This is a genomic window from Allobosea minatitlanensis (genome assembly GCF_964020775.1).
Map to the genome: position 1 here is coordinate 1302793 of NZ_OZ224509.1, position 19173 is coordinate 1321965.

Genomic DNA, 19173 nt, shown 5'->3' on the forward strand with positions numbered 1-19173 from the left:
CGCGCCATCCCGGCCGGCGGGCCCGCGCGGCGCCCCATCCCGGGCCGCCGATCGGGAGCCGGCATCAGCCATGTTGAACGGACACATGACGAACGCGAGCATCACGCCCCTGATCATGGCCGGTGGCGCCGGAACGCGGCTGTGGCCGGTCTCGCGCGATTCCATGCCGAAGCAGTTCATCCAGCTCCTCGACGACGGGCTGTCGACCTTCCAGGCGACGCTGCTGCGGGTGAAGGGCGAGCCCTTCGGGCGCCCGATCGTCGTGACCAACCAGGAGTTCCGCTTCGTCGTCGCCGAGCAGATGCAGGCGCTGGGCATCGCCGGAGAGATCGTGCTCGAGCCGGAGCGGCGGGATTCGGCCGCCGCCGTCGCGATCGGCGCGCTGCTCGCCCGCCGGCAGGACCCGGCCGCCGTCGCGGTCGCGCTCGCGGCCGACCACGTCATCCTGGACGCGGCGCGCTTCCGGGCGGACTGCACGAGCGCCGCCGCGCTGGCGGCGACCGGGCTGATCATGACGCTCGGCATCGTGCCGACGGCGCCGTCGCCGGCCTATGGCTATATCGAGCCGGGCGCTGCGCTCGGCCGCGAGGGCGCCAGCCGCCTGTCCCGCTTCGTCGAGAAGCCGGACGAGGCGACGGCGCGCGGCTATGTCGGGCGCGGCTTCCTGTGGAACAGCGGCAATTTCGTCTTCGCGGCCGCGACCATGATCGAGGAGCTGGAGCGCTTCGCGCCGGAGATCCTCGCCGGCGCGGGCGCGGCCATCGCGGCGGCGACGGTCGATCTCGATTTCGTCCGGCTCGACCCGGCCGCCTTCGCGACGATCCCGAAGACCTCGATCGACTACGCCGTGATGGAGAAGACGGAGAAGGCCGGGGTCCTCGCCGCGGGCTTCGACTGGTCGGATATCGGCGCCTGGGATTCGCTTCACGCCGTGGCGGGCAAGGATGCGGCCGGCAATGTCCTGCAGGGCCCGGTCGTCGCCGTCGACAGCGCCGATTCCCTGCTGCGCAGCGACGACATGCTGCTCACCGCCATCGGCGTGAAGGACATCGTCGCGATCGCCACGCGCGACGCGGTCCTGATCGCGCCGAAATCGGAGGCGGGCCGGGTCAAGGCGCTGGTCGAGCAGCTCAAGCGGCAGGGCCGGCCCGAGGCCACCGAGCATCTGCGGATGTACCGGCCCTGGGGCTGGTACCAGCGCATCGATCTCGGCGCGCGCTTCCAGGTCAAGCGCATCAACGTCAAGCCCGGCGGCAAGCTGAGCCTTCAGAAGCATTTCCACCGCTCGGAGCACTGGATCGTGGTGCGCGGCACGGCCGAGGTGACGCTGGACGGCCAGGTCAGCCATGTGCACGAGAACGAGTCGATCTATCTGCCGATCGGCTGCACCCACCGCCTGGCCAATCCCGGCAAGATCGACCTCGAGCTGATCGAGGTCCAGGTCGGCAGCTATACCGGCGAGGACGACATCGTCCGGCTGGAAGACGTCTACGCCCGGACGTGAGCGTCGCGACCGACCGGCAAGGGAAGACAGTGCGCTCATGAACACACCCTCGGACAGACCCTTGAAATTCCTGGTGACGGGCGGGGCGGGCTTCATCGGCTCGGCGGTGGTGCGCCGGCTGATCCGCGAGACCGGGCACCGGGTCTGCGTCGTCGACAAGCTGACCTATGCCGGCAACCTGGCCTCGCTCGCCCCGGCCGCGGGCAGCGAGCGCTACCGCTTCGAGAAGGCCGATATCGGCGAGGGCGAGCGGATGCGCGCGATCCTGGCCGGATTCCAGCCCGATATCGTGATGCATCTGGCGGCGGAGAGCCATGTGGACCGCTCGATCGACGGGCCGGCCGCCTTCATCGACACCAATATCGTCGGCACCTTCACCCTGCTCCAGGAGGTGCTGCGCCACTGGCGCGGGCTGGAGGGCGAGGCGCGGGCGCGCTTCCGCTTCCATCACATCTCGACCGACGAGGTCTTCGGCTCGCTCGGGCCGGAGGGCTTCTTCCACGAGGAGACGGCCTACCGGCCGAACTCGCCCTATTCGGCCTCGAAGGCGGCCTCCGACCATCTCGTGCGGGCCTGGCACCATACCTACGGCCTGCCGGTGCTGGTGACGAACTGCTCCAACAATTACGGGCCGTACCACTTCCCCGAGAAGCTGATCCCGCTGATGATCCTCAACGCGCTGGAGGGCAAGGCGCTGCCGGTCTATGGCGACGGCCTCAATGTGCGCGACTGGCTCTATGTCGAGGATCATGCCGAGGCGCTGCTCGCGGTGGCGCAGCGCGGCCGGCCGGGCGAGACCTATGCCATCGGCGGCAACAGCGAGATGAGCAATCTGGCGGTGGTGAAGCGCGTCTGCGCCATCCTCGACGAGATCAGGCCCGACCCGGCCGGAGCGCGCGAGCGGCTGATCAGCTTCGTCACCGACCGGCCGGGGCACGATGCGCGCTACGCGATCGACGCCGGCAAGATCGGGCGCGAGTTCGGCTGGAAGCCGCGCCATGATTTCGAGACGGGCCTGCGCGAAACCGTCGCCTGGTATCTGGCGAATCCGGGCTGGTGGGGCGATATCCGCTCCGGGGTCTATCGCGGCGAGCGGCTGGGCGCCGGTTGAAGGGAACGGACGGAATGATCCTGGTCGAGAACAGCGCGTTGCCGGATGTGAAGATCGTCACGCCGCGGCGCTTCGGCGACCATCGCGGCTTCTTCTGCGAGACCTGGAGCCGCAAGGCCTTCGCCGAGGCGGGGATCGAGCTCGATTTCGTGCAGGACAACCATTCGCTCTCGGCCGCGGCCGGCACGCTGCGGGGGCTGCATTTCCAGTCGCCGCCGGCGGCGCAGGACAAGCTGGTGCGCTGCACGCGCGGACGCATCCGCGACGTGGCGGTCGATATCCGGCGCTCGTCCGAAACCTTCGGGAAGCATGTCGCGGTCGAGCTTTCGGCCGAGAACGGCCGGCAGCTCCTGGTGCCTGTCGGCTTCGCCCATGGCTTCGTCACGCTCGAGCCCGATACGGAAGTGCAGTACAAGGTCACGGCGCCCTATGCGCCGGAGAACGACGAGGGGCTCGCCTTCGACGATCCGGCACTCGGCATCGACTGGGGACTGCCGGCCGAGGCGCTGACGCTCTCGGACAAGGACCGCAAGCATCCGCGGCTGTCCGAATTGCTGCCGTTCTTCGCATGAGCAGGGCGCCGCGATGAGGATCGTCGTCACCGGCTGGACCGGCCAGATCGTCCGCGCCATGCTGGAGCGCGTGCCGGCCGGCGTCGAGATCGTCGCGCTCCGCCGCCCGGAGCTCGACCTCGCCATCCCCCGGACGGTCGCGCCGACGCTGCGCGCGGCGCGACCCGACGTGATCGTCAACGCGGCCGCCTATACGGCGGTCGACCAGGCCGAGAGCGAGCCCGACCTCGCCATGCGCGTCAACGGCGAGGCGGCCGGCGAAGCGGCGCGCGCGGCAGCCGCTCTCGGCATCCCGGTCATCCAGATCTCGACCGACTACGTCTTCGACGGGGCGCTCGACCGGCCCTATCGCGAGGAGGACCCGGTCGGCCCGATCTCCGCCTATGGCCGCTCCAAGCTGGCGGGCGAGCGTGCCGTCGCGGCGGCGACGGAGAACCACGCCGTCCTGCGCACCGCCTGGGTCTACAGCCCCTTCGGGCGCAATTTCGTGCGCACCATGCTGGGGCTGGGCGAGACGCGCGAGGAGGTCGCGGTGGTGGCGGACCAGTTCGGCTCCCCGACGAGCGCGCTCGACATTGCCGAGGCGGTGTTCGGGGTCGCGCGCAACCTGCTGGCGCGCCCCGGCGATCCGTCGCTGCGCGGGGTCTTCCACATGTCGGGGCAGGGCGAGACGAGCTGGGCGGGGCTGGCGGAAGCGCTGTTCGCCGATGCCGCCGCGCTCGGCCGCAAGCCGGTCGCGGTGCGGCCGATCCCGACATCGGCCTATCCGACCCCGGCCCGGCGCCCGGCGAATTCGCGCCTCGACGGCGGCAGGCTCGCCGCCGCGCACGGCATCGCGCTGCCGCATTGGCGCGGCTCGGTGCGGGATTGCGTCGAGCGCCTGATCGCGGCGGAGCAGGGAGCATGAAGGGGATCATCCTGGCCGGAGGCGCCGGCACGCGGCTGCATCCGATGACGCTGGCGATCTCGAAGCAGCTTCTGCCGGTCTACGACAAGCCGATGATCTACTACCCGCTGAACACGCTGATGCAGGCGGGCATCCGCGAGATCCTGATCATCTCGACGCCGAACGACCTGCCGCATTTCCGGCGGCTGCTGGGGGACGGGGCGGCCTGGGGGCTGAGCCTGCGCTATGCCGAGCAGCCGCATCCGGGCGGGCTGGCGCAAGCCTATCTCATCGGCGCCGATTTCGTCGGCCGGGACCCCTCGGCGCTGATCCTGGGCGACAACCTGTTCTATGGCGACAGCCTGGCGGAGATGATGCGGGCGGCCTCGCGGCGCGGCAGGGGCGCGACCGTCTTCGCCTATCAGGTGCGCGACGCCGAGCGCTACGGCGTGGTCTCCTTCGACGGTGCCGGCAAGGCCGTCTCGATCGAGGAGAAGCCGAAGGCGCCCAAGTCCAACTGGGCGGTGACGGGGCTGTATTTCTACGACGGCCAGGCGGTCGAGATCGCGGCCGGGCTGAAGCCCTCGCCGCGCGGCGAGCTGGAGATCACCGACGTCAACCGGGCCTATCTCGAGCGCGGCGAGCTTTCGGTCGAGACGATGGGGCGCGGCTTCGCCTGGCTCGATACCGGCACGCCCGACAGCCTGCTCCAGGCCGGCGAGTTCGTGCGGACGCTGGAGAGCCGCCAGGATCTGCGCATCGCCTGCCCGGAGGAGACGGCCTGCCGGCAGGGCTGGATCAGCGCCGAGGCGCTCGAGCGTCTGGGAGCCGATCTCGCCAAGAGCGAGTACGGGCGCTATCTCGTCAGGATCGCCGCCGAGATCGCCAGCGGCAGCCAGCGCTGAGGCGCTGCGGACAGCGCGGGCGGGACCCGGCACACAAAAGGCGGAAGCCGCGAAGCTTCCGCCTTTTGTGAAAGGGTTCCGGCGCGGGCGGTCAGACGCGCGAACGCAGCCCGATGGCGTCCATGCTCGCCTGGTCGCGCGCGGCCTCGGCGGCGCGCTCCGAGGCGCGCTCGCGGTCGTCGAGGATCTCGACCTTCTTCATCTCCTCGAAGGCCTCCTGCAATTCGGCCTTGGCCTCGTCGAGCTGGCCCTGCAGATTGTCGGCCGACTGGCGCAGGTTGTCGCGCCGGCCGAGCGCGGCCTTGGCATAGGTCGGATAGGCGAAATGCGCGGGATCGGTGATCCCGGCGCGGGCTTCCTCTGACTGGATCTCGCGATCGAGATCGTTCGCCATCCGATGGAAATCGGCGACCATCATCTCGATCTGGCTCACCCGCCGACGTTTCTCGTCGACCTGGAAGCGCTTCAGCCGCAGAAGCGTCTCTCGCGACTTCATGTCGTTTTCAACTCCTGATCACGCATTGGCTGCGGCCGACCCCTCGGCACGCATCCGGAAAACTCCGCGAGACGGCGCCACAATGGCGCAAGGAGGTTGACCTTTCCTTACCGCAAAGGGCTGCTTTTTCTGCATGTTCAGATCGCGCCGGCGCTGCTGCCGCGGGCCGTCACGATGATCTAGTGAGATGGCGGCGGCCGACCGGCCGTTCCTTGCGGATGCCTCGCCTTGCTGTCCTCGTTCCGTTTTTCCGGCCACGGCCCGCTGCTCTGCGGGCTGATCGTGACACGGCTCGTCGGCTGGGGGACGACGTTCTATTCGCCTTCGGTGCTGGTCCAGGCGCTCGACCGGGAGCTCGGCCTCAACGCCGAGATCGTCTTCGGCGGCATCACCATCCTGCTCGTCACCGGGGCGCTGGTCGCGCCGGCGATCGGCCGGGTGCTCGACCGGGAGGGGACGCGCCGCTCGATGTGCGTGGGCGCGGTCGTCTGCGCGCTCGGCTTCGTCGTGCTGGCGATGGCGCAGGGGCCGGTCAGCTATCTGGCGAGCTGGTTCGTGATCGGCATCGGCCATGCCATGTCGCTCGCCAATGTCAGCAACGTCACGGTCGCGCAGCTCATGGGCGAGCGGACGCGCCGCGTCATCGGGCTGATGATGCTGGTCACCGGCCTCGCCTCCAGCCTGTTCTGGCCGCTGACGGCGGTGCTGATGGACGCCTATGGCTGGCGCGCGACGGTGTACATCTTCGCCGCCATGCAGATCTTCATCGCGCTGCCGATCTATGCGTCGGTGCCGCGCTTCCGGGGGCATCCGGCGCCGGCCGGAACGTCCGAGCCCCCGGCCTCGCCGCTCGAGACGGGGCGCGTTCCGCCGGAGCAGCGCCGCGTCGCGTTCTGGCTGACGGCCTTCGCCTTCTCGGCCAGCGGCCTGGTCTCCTGGGGGCTGCCGCTGCACCTGATCGCCCTGTTCCAGGAGGGCGGCCTGACGCAGGCGGAGGCGGTCTGGATCGCGACGCTGGGCGGGCCGGCCACCATCGCCGCGCGGGCGATCGACGCCACGCTCGGCGAGCGGCTGCCGGTCGAGCGCGTCGCGCTCTTCGGCCTGCTGCTCGGGCCGCTCTGCTGCCTGATGCTGGCCTTCCTGCCGATGGGGCTCATGGCGGCGGGGAGCTTCGTCGTGCTGCTCAACGCCGCGCTCGGCGTCATCTCGGTGGCGCGCGCGACGCTGCCGCTGTCGCTGTTCGGGCGGCGGGGCTTCGCCGTCATGCTCGGCCAGCTCACCGTGCCGCAGAACATCGCCTTCGCCGCGGCGCCGCTGCTGTTCGCGGTGCTGATCGAGCGCCTCGGCGCCGACAGGACGTTGATCGTCTCGGCGGTGATCCAGTTCTTCGGCTTCGCGGCGATGTTCGCGCTGGTGCGGATGCTGGGCCGGGAGCCGGCGATGCCGCCCTCCGTCGCGCATTGAGGACGGCGGCCTGCGCGCGCCGGCCTATCTCAGCTCGATCGTCGCAACGTCGCGCACGGCCCGCGCGCCGCGCTTGTCGCCGGGGGCGACGAGGCGCCAGCCTCCTTCGAGCGGCTTGCCGTCGATCGCCGTCACCAGCATCAGCGGCAGGTTGCCGAAATCGGGATGGATCTCGCCGATGGAGAAGGCGATGCGGTAGCCGTCGCCGGCGCTGACCAGGAGAGTCTTGCTAAGCTGGGCCTTGGGGTCGAGCCCGTCCAGCAGCTTGTTGGCGCGCAGCAGGTCCCAGACCAGCACGCCGTCATAGCGGGCGGTGGAGGGGCCTTTCGAGGTGGCGAAGGTGACCTCCCGCTCGCGGCCGGGCAGGCTCGCGACCGATTGCGGCGAGACGACGATGGCGGCCCGGTCCGGCGCGACCAGCGTCAGCTCCCCGGCGCCCGCGAAGGCGGTTCCGGCGAGGACGGCGATGAGGATCAGCAGGGAGCGCAGCATCGGAGCGGACCTTCGCGAAGGGGACGAGCCTGGCGCATCGGCCCGAGAAGCGGAACGCGATCCTCGGGAAAAGCCGATGCAAGATCAAGGCGCTGGAGTATCGGACCGAATAGGATGCCCCGCCCGTTACTCCGGCGCGGCATCGTCGGAAGGAGACAGTTCCCGGGCGATGCGCGGCCCGGCCGCGCCTCAGCCGCTCTCGCTCATGATCGCCGCCAGGCGGGCATAGCTTTCCGGCAGGGAGGTGGCGTCGTCCTTGGCCTGCTTGAGGAAGGCCTCCAGCGCCGGGTTGAGGCGGATCGCCTCGTCGACCTCGGCCGAGGCCCCCTGGCGATAGGCGCCGAGCCGGATCAGTTCCTCCATGTCGGCATAGGTCGCGAGCGTGGCGCGGGCCTTCTGGACGACGGGATAATAGGTGGGATCGCAGGAGCGCGGCATGGTGCGCGAGACCGATTTCAGGATGTTGATCGCCGGATAGCGGCCGCGCTCGGCGATGGCGCGCTCCATGACGATATGGCCGTCGAGGATGCCGCGCACGGCGTCGGCGACCGGCTCGTCATGGTCGCCGCCGTCGACCAGCACGGTGAACAGGCCGGTGATGGCCCCGTCCCCGGTGCCGGGGCCGGCACGCTCCAGAAGGCGCGGCAGTTCGGCGAAGACGGTCGGCGTATAGCCTTTCGTGGTCGGCGGCTCGCCGGCGGCCAGCCCGATCTCGCGCATCGCCATGGCGAAGCGGGTGACGGAATCCATCAGGCACATCACCTGCAGGCCGCGGTCGCGGAAATATTCGGCCAGCGTCAGCGTGGTCAGCGCCGCCTGCTTGCGCATCAGGGCGGGCTCGTCCGAGGTCGCGACGACGACGATCGAGCGGGCGAGGCCTTCCGGCCCGAGGTCTTCCTGGAGGAATTCCTGGACCTCGCGGCCGCGCTCGCCGACCAGGCCGATGATGTTGACGTCGGCGCGGGCGTAGCGGGCCAGCATCGAGAGCAGCACCGACTTGCCGACGCCGGAGCCGGCGAAGATGCCCATGCGCTGGCCGAGGCAGCAGGTCAGGAAGGCGTTGAGCGCGCGCACGCCGAGGTCGAGCGGCTTGCCGACGCGGCGGCGGGCATGGGCCGGCGGCGGATCGGCGCGGAACGGATAGAGCGTCTCGCCCTGCGGCAGCGGCGGGCCGCCATCGACCGGCCTCCCCAGCGCGTCGACGACGCGCCCGAGCCAGGCCGAGGTCGGGGACAGGCCGGGCTGGACGCGGTCGACATAGGCCGGGCAGCCGCGGCGCACGCCGTCGAGCCCGCCGAAGGGCATGACCAGCGCCTTCTCGCCGGAAAAGCCGACCACCTCGCAGGGCACGCGGGTGCCCGGCGCGATCTCGATGCCGACGCGCCCGCCCAGGCTCATCGCGCCGATCGGGCCGGCGATCTCGACGAGCAGCCCGCGCACGCCGATGACGCGGCCATAGATCGTCAGCGCGTCGAGGTCGTCGATGGCGGAGACCAGGGCGGAGAGACGTTCAGTGCCGTGTGAAGGGCTGTTCATAAGGCCTTCGTCAACCTTTCGTTTACCTGTGTGATTAACACTGTGGCTCGAGGTCGCGACGTGTCGCGGGGCCGTTTCGGCCCCGTTTCCCGGGGCGGCCTTCGCGAAACGGCGCTTTTCACGCGTGGGTGTTCGTCGATCCGTGTCAAATTCGACTCACCTGGACAAGGATCGTTCACTTTCTGCGAGGAAGCGCTTGCGCTCGGGAATCACGGTTTGTTAACCAATTCACCGTAGCGTGTCGCGTGGCGTTTCATTGGGCAAGTGCGTCGTCGTCCGGGGCCGGGCTGGCCCGGGCGAGTAGAACGATCAACCTGCCCTGCGGGCGAAATTGGGGACGTGGACATGCGGGTTCTGCTGATCGAGGACGATAGCGCGACCGCCCAAAGCATCGAACTCATGCTCAAATCCGAGAGCTTCAACGTCTATACGACGGATCTCGGCGAGGAGGGCGTCGATCTCGGCAAGCTCTACGACTACGACATCATCCTGCTCGACCTGAACCTGCCCGACATGTCGGGCTACGAGGTGCTGCGCTCGCTCCGCGTCGCCAAGGTCAAGACGCCGATCCTGATCCTCTCCGGCCTCGCCGGCATCGAGGACAAGGTGAAGGGCCTCGGCTTCGGCGCCGACGACTACCTCACCAAGCCGTTCCACAAGGACGAGCTGGTCGCCCGCATCCATGCGATCGTGCGCCGCTCGAAGGGCCATGCCCAGTCGGTCATCACCACCGGCGACCTGGTCGTCAATCTCGACACCAAGACGGTCGAGGTCGACGCTGCCCGTGTGCACCTGACGGGCAAGGAATACCAGATGCTGGAGCTGCTCTCGCTCCGCAAGGGCACGACCCTGACCAAGGAGATGTTCCTCAACCATCTCTATGGCGGCATGGACGAGCCCGAGCTCAAGATCATCGACGTCTTCATCTGCAAGCTGCGCAAGAAGCTGGCGAACGCGTCGGACGGCAAGAACTACATCGAGACCGTCTGGGGCCGCGGCTACGTGCTGCGCGAGCCCTCCGAGGCCGAGGAACGCATCCCGGCCTGACGCAATCGCGCCGCCCGCCGTCATGCGGCGGTCACGAAGCGGCACTATCACGGTTTTGACCTGATCGTCGGATGTACACGACAGGTCGACGGGACCCCGCCGCAAGGCGGGGTTTTTGTTTTGCCGCGGCCGCAACCCCGCCGGCATCGCCCGCCAGAGCCGGCAGCGGCGGGGCTATCGGCGGGTGATCGTGTCGGGCTTTGCCGGCGCGGGGAGCGCTCCCCCTGGCCAGGGCAGGCCCTGCGTCCGCGGCGGCAGGGCCGCATCGAGGCGCGACGGGAGGGCCGGGCGGAACAGCCCGCGCTGCTGCGGGTCGGGCCGCAGCCCCGTCGCCAGCCCGAGGACGGTCTCGGTGGCGCCCAGGACCAGCGCCCCGTCGGGGGCGAGGCGCGGCGCCAGCAGCTCGAGCGCCTTCTGCTTGGTCGGGGTATCGAAATAGATCAGCACGTTGCGGCAGAAGACGATGTCGAAGCGGCCGAAGCCGTCGCTGCGCTCGAGCAGGTTGTGCCGGCGGAAGGAGACCATGGCGCGCAGCTTCTCGGAGACCTGCCATTTGTCGCCGCGCTGGCTGAAATGCCTGAGCAGCATGCGGATCGGCAGCCCGCGCTGGATCTCGAACTGGCTGTAGAGGCCGGAGCGGGCCTTCTCCAGCACCTCGCGCGAGATGTCGGTGCCGAGGATCTCGACCCTCCAGCCGGCGAGGCTGTCCGCCATGCCGTCGACGAGCATGGCGAGCGAATAGGCCTCCTGGCCGCTCGAGACGGCGGCGCACCAGATGCGCAGCGTGCGGCTCGCGGCATTGGCCGCGAGCTTCTCGGGCAGCAGCACGTCGCGGACGAGGTCGAAGGGCGCGCTGTCCCGGAAGAACAGCGTCTCGTTGGTGGTCATCGCCTCGACGACGGCGGCCTCCAGCTCGGCATCGCGGCCGAGCCTGACCTGCCGCATCAGCAGGTCGATGCCGGCGATGCCGCGGCGGCGGCAGAGGATGCTCAGGCGGCTCTCGGCGAGATAGAGCTTGTCGGGCCCCAGCGACAGGCCGGAGCGCTGCCGCAGCAGGGCGCAGAGGAAGCTGAAGTCGGGCTCGGTCATGCCGGCGACCCTCCCCGGAGGAGGGCGCGGATCGCCCCGCCGATCTCGTCGAGCGGCGTCACGACGCTGGCATGGCGGGCGCGAACGACCGAGCCGGGCATGCCCCAGATCGTGCTGCTCTGCTCGTCCTGCGCGATCACGGCGGCGCCGGCCTGGCGCAATGCGGCCGCCCCTTCGGTCCCGTCGCTGCCCATGCCGGTGAGGACCAGGCCGAGGGCGGCGGCGCCGAGATGGCGCGCCGCGTCGTTGAACAGGACGTCGACCGCCGGGCGGCAGAAGTTCACCGGCGGTCCGTCGTCGACGCGGGCGACGAGATGGCCGAGCCGCCGGTCGATGCCGAGATGGCGCCCGCCCGGCGCGATGTAGACCACGCCGCGCGCCAGGCGCTCGCCGTCGCAGGGCTCGCGCGCCGGCGCGCCGACCTGGCTGGTCACCTGCTCGGCGAAGGAGGCGGTGAACAGCGGCGGCATGTGCTGGACGACGAGGGTGGTGATGTCGGCGAGCGCGTCGCCGATGTCGAACAGCACCCTGGCGACGGCGCGCGGGCCGCCCATCGAGGCGCCGATCAGCAGATAGCGCGGCGTCGCCCAGGCCAGGGCGCGCAGGCCGGCCTGTCCCTGAGCCGGATCGGGGCTGCGTTCGGGCGCAGGCCCCGGCTGGGCGATGTTGCCGAGCTTCAGCAGGAATTCGCTGCGGAAGTCGAGCGACAGCGTCATGCCGGCCCGGCTGGGCGGCTTCGACACCACATCCATCGCGCCCTTCGTCATGCATTCCAGGGCGAGGCGGGTGTTGTGCTCGTTCAGCGTCGCCGCGAGCAGCACGCCGGTCTGCGGGCTCTCGCGCAGGATCCGGGGCAGGGCGCTGGCGGCGTCCAGGCCCGGCATGTCGAGGTCGAGGATCAGCACGTCCGGCTTGAAGCGGGCGGCATGGGCGAGCGCGGTCTCGCCGTCGCCGGCGACGGCGACGACATAGGCGTTGCCGGCCTCGCCGAGCCAGCGCGCGAACAGCCCGCGCACCACCGCGGAATTGTCGGCGATGACGACCGTCCTGTGCCGGGCGGGCGCCGGCGCGGCTGGGCGCGGGACGCTCATGCCGTCGCGCTCCGCTGGCGCGAAGGCGTCTTCGCCGGGGCGGGGCCTGCCTGGGCGAGGGGGCGTCAGAGCAGGCCGACCTGATGGAACTTCGACGCCACGATCTCCTTGTCGAAGGGCTTCATGATGTATTCGTCGGCGCCGGCATGCATGGCCCGCGCGATATGGGCGATGTCGTTCTCCGTGGTGCAGAACACCACCTTCGGGCGCTTGCCGCCCGGCATCTGGCGCAGCGTGCGCAGGAACTCGTAGCCGTCCATGATCGGCATGTTCCAGTCGAGCAGCACGGCGTCGGGCATCTCGGCCTTGCAGGCCTCGATGGCGCGTGCGCCGTCCTCCGCCTCGGTGACGCGGAACTGCAGGCCTTCGAGGATGCGCCGCGCCACCTTCCGGATCACGGCCGAGTCGTCCACAACGAGGCAGTACTTCATGGTCGGTCTCCAGAAACGCGGCCGGCGCTCAGGCCGCGGCGCGAAGGTCAAGATCGAGGACGGCGTCGAGATCGAGGATGACGAGCAGCGAGCCGGGCAGGCGGTGGACGCCGGCGGCGAGCGCTGACCAGATCGGGTCGAGATTGGCGGGCGGCGGCTCGAAGGTCGAGCGGTCGAGGCGGACGACCTCGCCGACCGCGTCGACGATCAGCCCATAGGCCTCGCCGCGATGGTCGAGACCGATCGCGGTGAGCTCGGCCTTGCCGGCCCCGGCGGGGCGGGCGGCCGGGCAGCCGAGCCGGCTGCGCAGGCAGATCGCGGTGACGATCCGGCCGCGCAGGTTGAGCAGGCCGACGATCTCCTCGGGCGCGCCCGGGACGACCGTGATGCGGTCGGCGAGGAAGACGTCGCGGACGCGCTCGATCGGCAGCCCGAGCAACTGCTCGCCGATCCGGACGGTCACGTAATCCAGCGAATCCGCGTAGGACGCGGTCTGGCCCGGCTCGCTGCGCGGGGATGGGTTCATGCCGCCTGCCTCATCCCGTTGCGGCCGGCGCCGAGCTCGCCGAGCAAGGCGCGCCGGTCGAATTTGGCGATGACGGCGTCGGCGCCGGCCTCGGCCGCCTGTCCGAGCAGTTCCGGCGTCGCGCAGGTGGTCAGCCCCAGCAGCCGCAGGCGGCGCTCGCGCGGCTGCGCCCTCAGCGCCGCGAGCAGGCCCAGCGCCGCGCCGATGTCGCGGTCGAGATCGACGAGCACGAAGCCGATCTCCGCAGCGTCGGCGGCGCGCGCGGCGTCGGCGCATCCGGTCATGGCGACGAGATGGCGCCCGGAGGCGCGCAGCACCGGGCTCAGCATCTCGCGCAGGAATTCGGAAGGCTCGACCAGCAGGACATGCTCCGGCCCGGCGCCGGCCTGCGCCGCGCCGGACCAGCCGGGCTCGCCGAGCGGCAGGTAATGGGCGAGGTCGACGATTTCGGTGGCCCGGCCGCGGATCATCGCCGAGCCGATGACGCCGCGCTCGCCCGAGGTGGCGAGCTCCAGCTCGAACGGCTCCTCGACGATGTCGATGATCGCCTCGACCGCCAGCGCGGCCGTCTGCGTGCCGTTGGAGACGATCACCAGGGGCTGGAGGCCCTGCTCCCGCAGCCTGGTCTCGCCCAGAGGGGTCACCGGCACGAGGCGGTCGCGATAATGCAGCAGCGTCTGGCCGGCGCCGCGCTGGAAGGTGCCGGCATCGACCTCCTCCAGCCGGGTGACGAGCGAGAGCGGCAGGGCCTGGATGCGGCCGGCGCCGGCGCGGAAGACGAGCATCGTCGCGCGCTCGCCTCCGGCGGGGGAGGCCGGGGAGGGCGCGGCTTCCGCCGCGGGGGTCTCGGAGCCGTTCGCCCCGACCAGCCGGGCCACGCCGTTGGGATCGACGATCAGCACGACGGCGCCGTCGCCGAGGATGGTGTTGCCGGAGAAGAGCGGGATGTGCCGCAGCTTGCTCGACATCGGCTTCACCACGATCTCCTCGGTGTGGAAGACGCCGTCGACGAGAATGCCGAACTGGCGCTCGCCGATCTGCACGACGACGATGAAGCCGTCGCCGCCGCCGCTCGTCGGCTGCCCCATCAAGGCGCCGAGCGCGACGACCGGCAGCAGCCGCCCGCGCAGGCGCAGCACCGGGGCGCCGTTGATCTCCTCCAGCCGGGTCCCCTCCGCCGCCTTGATGCGCACCAGCTCGCGCACCGCGGTCTGGGGGATGGCGTAGCGCTCCGTCCCGGCGACGACGATCAGCGCCGAGATGATCGCCAGCGTCAGCGGGATCTTGATGGTGATCGTCGTGCCGAGCCCGGGGCGGCTGGCGATGTCGATGCCGCCGCCGACCGAATCGACATTGGCCTTGACCACGTCCATGCCGACGCCGCGGCCCGAGACGGCGGTGACGCTTTCGGCCGTCGAGAAGCCGGGCTCGAAGATGAAGCGGGCGATCTGGGCCTCGCTCATCTTCTCGATCTCGGCTTCGCCGGCGAGGCCGGCGGCGACCGCCTTGCGGGCGATGCGCGCGAGGTCGAGGCCGCGCCCGTCGTCGCCGACCGCGATGGTGACCGAGCCGCCTTCGTGCCGGGCGCCGACGCGGATCGTGCCGTGCTCCGGCTTGCCGGCGGCCCGGCGCTCCTCCGGCGTCTCGATGGCATGGTCGGCGCAGTTGCGCACCATGTGGATCAGCGGGTCCTTGATCAGCTCGAGGATCTGCCGGTCGAGCTCGGTGTCGGCGCCCTCGGTCACCAGCTCGATGCGCTTGCCCAATTCGCTGCTGAGGTCGCGCACGATGCGCGGCAGCTTGGCCCAGGCGGCGCCGATCGGCTGCATCCGGGTCTTCATCACCCCGTCCTGCAATTCGGCGGTGATCAGGGAGAGCCGCTGCAGCGGCGCCTTCAGCCCGGCATCCTCCTGCCGGCGCGAGACCTCCAGGAGCTGGTTGCGGGTCAGCACCAGCTCGGACACCATGGTCATCAGATGCTCGATGGTGTCGACCGCGACGCGCAGGGTCGGCGGGCCGCCGCTGCGCTGCGGGGCGTTGTCCTCGCCGGGCGACTGCCGGGGCTCGATGCGCCCGTCCGGCCCGCGCTCCGGCCCGGGCGCGCTCTGGAAGACGATGTCGTCGGCGCAGGCGGGGGCCGGCACCTTGCCATGGCGGGCGAGATAGGCCGCGACGGGATCGAGCGGGGCGGCCGGCTCCTCGGCGGGCCGGTCGAGCTCGCCCTTGGCATGGCTGGCGAGCGCCTGCAGTTCGGCGATCAGGCTCTCGTCGTTGCCCTCGGGCTCCTGGCCCTTCTCGGCGAGTTCCGCGAGGATGTCCTTGATCCGGTCGATGGTCTCGAGGATCGCGGTGACGGCGGTCGGCTTGACGGTGGCGCCGTCGCGGAACCGGCCGATCACCGATTCCGCCGCATGGGTCAGCGCCTCCAGGCGCGGCAGGCCGATGAAGCCGCAGGTGCCTTTGACGGTGTGGACGAGGCGGAAGATGTTGCGCAGGATGTCGCGGTCGTTCGGGTCCTGCTCGAAGCGGACGAGCTCCCGGTCGACGGTGTCGAGATTCTCGCCCGTCTCGGTCAGGAACTCTTGCAGCAGCTCGTCCATGCAGGAAGATCACTCAACGCGACGCACCGCAGGAACTAAAGCAGCAGAACGGTTTATGATCGGTTGAGGCCGATCCCGGCCGCGACCGGCCCGTTCACGCCGCCCTGGCGGCCTTGATCGTGACGGTCTCGCCCTCGATCGAGAGGGCGATGGCCATGCCGGCGGCGCGGGCGACCATGCCGGTATAGACCGGCTGCACGGCATGGGCGTCGATGGTGCCGCCCTCGGACCGGCCGGCGATCAGGTCCTCGACATGGGCCGGGATGCGCGCATGCGAGCCGGTGGCGGTGATCTCGAACGAGCCCTGCTCGCCCTCGACGGTGGCGCGCGAGACCAGCCTGCCGCCGCGCGGCACGGCCTGGGTCGCGATCAGCAGGAGGTTGAGCAGCAGCTTGACCTGGTTCTTCGGCAGCAGCGCGCGCGGCGCCTCCCAGTCGAGCGAGAGCTTCTCGTCGTTGAGGAAGCCGTTGGCGACGTTGCCGGCGTCGCCGAGGTCGATCATCGCGCCCGCGGAGCCGGCGGCGCCGAAGGCGAGGCGGGCGAATTGCAGCCGCGCCGAGGCGTTGCGCGCGCTCTTCTTGATCAGCTCGAGCGCGAATTCGCGCATCGAGGGGTCGTCCTCCTCCAGCACCTCCAGGGCATTGACAATCGCACCCACCGGGCTGATCACGTCATGGCAGACACGGCTGCAGAGAAGCGCGGCCAGGTCGAGCGGATCGAGCGAGATGGCGGTCATGGAGGCGAAATCCCGGGATGTGCGTTGCGCCGCAGGCGCGGCGCGGTCATTCCCCGGTATGGTGCCATCTTGGTTTTCATGTGGTTAATTCCCATTTTCCGGGCGACGTTGTGAAGGATGAGGCCGCCATGATCGGCCGTGACGATCCCCGCCTGCGCGACCGCGACGGGCTGGGACGCAAACTCGCGGAAGCCGCCGGCTCCGCGGCTGCCGTGCTCCTCTCCAAGCGGGCCGCCTACGAGGTCAAGCTCAAGGGCGACGGATCGCCGGTCTGCACGGCCGACCTCGCCGCCGACCGGGCCGCGAAGGACGCGCTGGCGCGCCTGCTTCCCGGCTTTCCCGTGATCAGCGAGGAGACCGTCGGCGACGCGCAGCCGGACGCCGTGTTCGTCCTGCTCGACCCGCTCGACGGCACCCGCGAGTTCCTCGCCGGAGGCGACAGCTACTGCGTCGCGATCGCCGTCGTGGTCGACGGCCGGCCCGTCGCAGGCGCGATCGCCGCCCCCGCGCTCGGCCGGCTCTGGTATGGCGGCGAGCACGCGTTCACGCAGGGTTTCGCGGCGGACGGGGCGCTGCTCGGCGCGCCCCGGCGGGTCGCGGTGCGCGCCGTGCCGGCGGAGGGACCCGTCGTCCTGGTCAGCCGCTTCCATGGCGACGGCCGCAGCGAAGGCATCACCGCCGCGCTCTGCAAGGGCAAGGGCGTGCCGATGTCGTCGGCGGTGAAGTTCGGGCTGATCGCCTGCGGCGAGGCGGATCTCCATGTCCGCTGCGGGCAGACCATGGAATGGGACACCGCGGCCGGCGACGCCATCCTCTCGGCCGCAGGCGGCGTCATCCTGACCCTCGACGGGGCCGTGCCGCGCTATGGCCGCGCGGACCGGCAGTTCCGCAATCCGCCCTTCGTCGCCGCCTCGAGCGAGGGGCTGGCCCGGCGCGCGATCGCCGGCTGCTGATCAGCGGGCCGCGACGCTGCGCCGGACGGCGCTCCAGCGCGCCTCGGCGGCGTCGCGCAGCGACGGTTCCCGCAGGAAGCGCGCGCGGTTCTCCTCCGAGCGGAACAGGTAGAGGCGCGTGCCGACGACCGCGAAGCGGCCCGGGTCGTTCTCCACCGCCACGCCTTCGGCGACGCCGGTCGGGTCGAAGCCGGCGAAGGCCGGAGCATAGACCGCGGGCGCCTCCCGGAAGGCGGCGCGGTTGGCCGCCGAGGCGAAGCGCCAGACGATGCCGTCATGGATCAGCTCGCAATCGGGCCGGCCGGCCACCGGGCCGCCGCCGAGCCGGTAGGAGACCGGGTCGAAGCCGTTCAGCGCCAGGCCGGTGCGCGGGTCGGGCTGCATCGCCTCCCCGAGCGCGGGAAGCTGCGGCAGGCCGGCGGGGAGGCCGGTATCGAGCAGGGGCGCCGCCGCCGGGGCATCGGGCGCGCCGGCGGGCGCAGTCCCGCCCGATAGCCCCATCGCGAGGCAGATGGCGGCGGGCCGGAGCCGGCTTTGCCATGTTGCAGCCTTCATCCCGCGCAAATCCTCGGCCTTTCTCCGATTCGGGCCGGTCGGCCCGGCTCCCGATCTTCACGGCTTGGATAGATTTGCAGCGTATCAAACTGGTTAGCGAATTGATTCGCATTGTGCCGGACATGGCGTCTGCGATGCCCGGCAGCGAGCGGCGGTCAGCCCAGGATCGGCCCGCCTTCCGGCTCGCGCCGCGCCTTCCGAAGCGGGTTGCCGAGCAACCGCGGGGCGCCGGGCGGCCGGACCACCACACCGCGTCGGCGTCCGGCCCTGCCGCCGCCCCTGTCCGGAGACCAGGTTCATGATCCAGACCCGCCGCAATCTCATCAAGGGCGGCCTTGCCCTGGCCGGCTCCGGCCTGGCAGGGGTGACGGTCCCGGCGGCCGCGCAGGGCTATGGCGGCCAGCGCTCCTTCTCGCAGAACGAGCTCGTCGGCTCGGGCCACAAATTCTTCGGCAACGTCTCGCGCGGCCTCGCTTTGGCGATCGAGGAAGCGGTGCGCCGCTGGGGCGAGCCCAATGGCTATATCCTGGGGCAGGAGGCCTCCGGCGCCTTCGTCGGCGGGCTGCGCTATGGCGAGGGCACGCTCTACACCCGCAATGCCGGCGACCGCCGCGTCTTCTGGCAGGGGCCCTCGATCGGCTTCGACTTCGGCGGCGAGGGCGCGCGCACGATGATGCTGGTCTACAACCTGCCGGTGGTCGAGGCGATGTACCAGCGCTTCGGCGGGGTCGACGGCTCGGCCTATTTCATCGGCGGCTTCGGCTTCACCGCGCTGACGGCGGAGGGCATCACCGTGGTGCCGATCCGCTCCGGCGTCGGCTGGCGGCTCGGCGTCAATCTCGGCTATCTGAAGTTCTCGCCGCAGGCGACCTGGAACCCGTTCTGAACGGCTGCGCTCCCGAAATCGGACAGGCGCGAAACGGCGCGTGAACCGAAGTTAAACCATGGCGCGGCAGGCTGGGCGAACTCTTCCGTCGAGACGAGGACCGCGTGCTCATCTATCTCGCCATCGCCTGGCTCGGCTGCGCCGCGATTTTCCTCGAACTGGCGGATCGCGCCCCGCTCATCGGCGAGTGAGACGCGCCGGGCAGCGGCGCGGTGCCGCCCGCCGGCCATGCGTTCCGCCGTCTTTCGTGAGCCTGCCCGGGCTGCCGCCTTCCGGCCTTTTTCAGCCGCGAC

The 19173-nt window shown here is 70.7% G+C and carries 20 protein-coding genes; 9 read left to right on the forward strand and 11 right to left on the reverse strand.

Going from position 1 to position 19173, the window contains the following annotated elements; all coding sequences use genetic code 11:
• Positions 1-85 precede the first annotated feature (85 nt).
• Genes ACWH43_RS06265 through rfbA form a run of 5 tightly spaced genes read left to right on the forward strand, consistent with a single transcriptional unit; the run spans position 86 to position 4978 of the window.
• On the forward strand, positions 86-1504 hold the full coding sequence (locus ACWH43_RS06265) for a mannose-1-phosphate guanylyltransferase/mannose-6-phosphate isomerase (RefSeq protein ID WP_158444903.1): 1419 nt from the start codon (positions 86-88) through the stop codon (positions 1502-1504).
• 37 nt (positions 1505-1541) lie between these two features.
• Complete coding sequence (gene rfbB / locus ACWH43_RS06270; protein ID WP_260347605.1) at positions 1542-2615, forward strand: dTDP-glucose 4,6-dehydratase; 1074 nt, start codon at positions 1542-1544, stop codon at positions 2613-2615.
• 14 nt (positions 2616-2629) lie between these two features.
• Positions 2630-3187, forward strand: a complete 558-nt coding sequence (gene rfbC, locus ACWH43_RS06275) for a dTDP-4-dehydrorhamnose 3,5-epimerase (protein WP_260347606.1) — start codon at positions 2630-2632, stop codon at positions 3185-3187.
• 13 nt (positions 3188-3200) lie between these two features.
• Entirely contained in the window at positions 3201-4094 is an 894-nt protein-coding gene (gene rfbD, locus ACWH43_RS06280) for a dTDP-4-dehydrorhamnose reductase (protein ID WP_260347607.1), read from the forward strand.
• Entirely contained in the window at positions 4091-4978 is an 888-nt protein-coding gene (gene rfbA / locus ACWH43_RS06285; RefSeq protein WP_260347608.1) for a glucose-1-phosphate thymidylyltransferase RfbA, read from the forward strand. The genes rfbD and rfbA overlap by 4 nt, the downstream gene beginning before the upstream one ends.
• Positions 4979-5069: 91 nt before the next feature.
• On the opposite strand, the gene fliJ is transcribed toward rfbA, so the two are convergent.
• Entirely contained in the window at positions 5070-5474 is a 405-nt protein-coding gene (fliJ, locus tag ACWH43_RS06290) for a flagellar export protein FliJ (RefSeq protein ID WP_158444908.1), read from the reverse strand.
• 228 nt (positions 5475-5702) lie between these two features.
• On the opposite strand from fliJ, the gene ACWH43_RS06295 reads away from it, so the two are divergent.
• Positions 5703-6938 (forward strand): MFS transporter, encoded by a 1236-nt coding sequence (locus ACWH43_RS06295; protein WP_260347609.1) that lies wholly within the window; start codon positions 5703-5705, stop codon positions 6936-6938.
• A 24-nt stretch (positions 6939-6962) separates the two neighbouring features.
• Here ACWH43_RS06295 and ACWH43_RS06300 read toward each other — a convergent pair whose 3' ends face one another.
• Positions 6963-7430, reverse strand: a complete 468-nt coding sequence (locus ACWH43_RS06300) for a hypothetical protein (RefSeq protein ID WP_158444910.1) — start codon at positions 7428-7430, stop codon at positions 6963-6965.
• A 189-nt stretch (positions 7431-7619) separates the two neighbouring features.
• A complete protein-coding gene (gene fliI, locus ACWH43_RS06305) occupies positions 7620-8966 on the reverse strand; it encodes a flagellar protein export ATPase FliI (protein WP_260347610.1) in 1347 nt (448 codons plus the stop codon).
• 345 nt (positions 8967-9311) lie between these two features.
• Between fliI and ctrA the strand changes: the two genes are divergently transcribed.
• Positions 9312-10013: a response regulator transcription factor CtrA gene (gene ctrA, locus ACWH43_RS06310; RefSeq protein ID WP_047580924.1), complete on the forward strand. Its 702-nt coding sequence runs from the start codon at positions 9312-9314 to the stop codon at positions 10011-10013.
• A 174-nt stretch (positions 10014-10187) separates the two neighbouring features.
• Here ctrA and ACWH43_RS06315 read toward each other — a convergent pair whose 3' ends face one another.
• From ACWH43_RS06315 to chpT, 6 genes are all read right to left on the reverse strand, one after another.
• Positions 10188-11102: a CheR family methyltransferase gene (locus tag ACWH43_RS06315; protein ID WP_158444912.1), complete on the reverse strand. Its 915-nt coding sequence runs from the start codon at positions 11100-11102 to the stop codon at positions 10188-10190.
• Positions 11099-12193 carry a chemotaxis-specific protein-glutamate methyltransferase CheB gene (gene cheB / locus ACWH43_RS06320; protein ID WP_448153422.1) on the reverse strand — a complete coding sequence of 365 codons (1095 nt, stop codon included), beginning with the start codon at positions 12191-12193 and terminating at the stop codon, positions 11099-11101. Before cheB ends, ACWH43_RS06315 begins: the two co-directional genes overlap by 4 nt.
• Positions 12194-12258: 65 nt before the next feature.
• Complete coding sequence (locus ACWH43_RS06325) at positions 12259-12624, reverse strand: response regulator (RefSeq protein ID WP_158444914.1); 366 nt, start codon at positions 12622-12624, stop codon at positions 12259-12261.
• Positions 12625-12652: 28 nt separating this feature from the next.
• A complete protein-coding gene (locus ACWH43_RS06330) occupies positions 12653-13150 on the reverse strand; it encodes a chemotaxis protein CheW (protein WP_158444915.1) in 498 nt (165 codons plus the stop codon).
• Positions 13147-15750 (reverse strand): chemotaxis protein CheA, encoded by a 2604-nt coding sequence (locus ACWH43_RS06335; RefSeq protein WP_158444916.1) that lies wholly within the window; start codon positions 15748-15750, stop codon positions 13147-13149. Before ACWH43_RS06335 ends, ACWH43_RS06330 begins: the two co-directional genes overlap by 4 nt.
• Before the next feature lie 94 nt (positions 15751-15844).
• Complete coding sequence (chpT, locus tag ACWH43_RS06340) at positions 15845-16486, reverse strand: histidine phosphotransferase ChpT (RefSeq protein WP_158444917.1); 642 nt, start codon at positions 16484-16486, stop codon at positions 15845-15847.
• Between the two features lie 128 nt (positions 16487-16614).
• Between chpT and ACWH43_RS06345 the strand changes: the two genes are divergently transcribed.
• Positions 16615-17439 carry a 3'(2'),5'-bisphosphate nucleotidase CysQ family protein gene (locus ACWH43_RS06345; protein WP_158444918.1) on the forward strand — a complete coding sequence of 275 codons (825 nt, stop codon included), beginning with the start codon at positions 16615-16617 and terminating at the stop codon, positions 17437-17439.
• Here ACWH43_RS06345 and ACWH43_RS06350 read toward each other — a convergent pair whose 3' ends face one another.
• Positions 17440-17994: a YHS domain-containing (seleno)protein gene (locus ACWH43_RS06350; protein ID WP_260347612.1), complete on the reverse strand. Its 555-nt coding sequence runs from the start codon at positions 17992-17994 to the stop codon at positions 17440-17442. It lies immediately after the preceding gene.
• Between the two features lie 298 nt (positions 17995-18292).
• Between ACWH43_RS06350 and ACWH43_RS06355 the strand changes: the two genes are divergently transcribed.
• The gene (locus tag ACWH43_RS06355; protein ID WP_158444919.1) at positions 18293-18880 is read left to right on the forward strand and encodes a DUF1134 domain-containing protein; all 588 of its coding nucleotides are present in this window, start codon (positions 18293-18295) and stop codon (positions 18878-18880) included.
• Here the strand turns inward: ACWH43_RS06355 and ACWH43_RS06360 are convergent.
• Complete coding sequence (locus ACWH43_RS06360) at positions 18838-19110, reverse strand: hypothetical protein (protein ID WP_158444920.1); 273 nt, start codon at positions 19108-19110, stop codon at positions 18838-18840. The genes ACWH43_RS06355 and ACWH43_RS06360 overlap by 43 nt on opposite strands.
• Between the last annotated feature and the right edge of the window lie 63 nt (positions 19111-19173).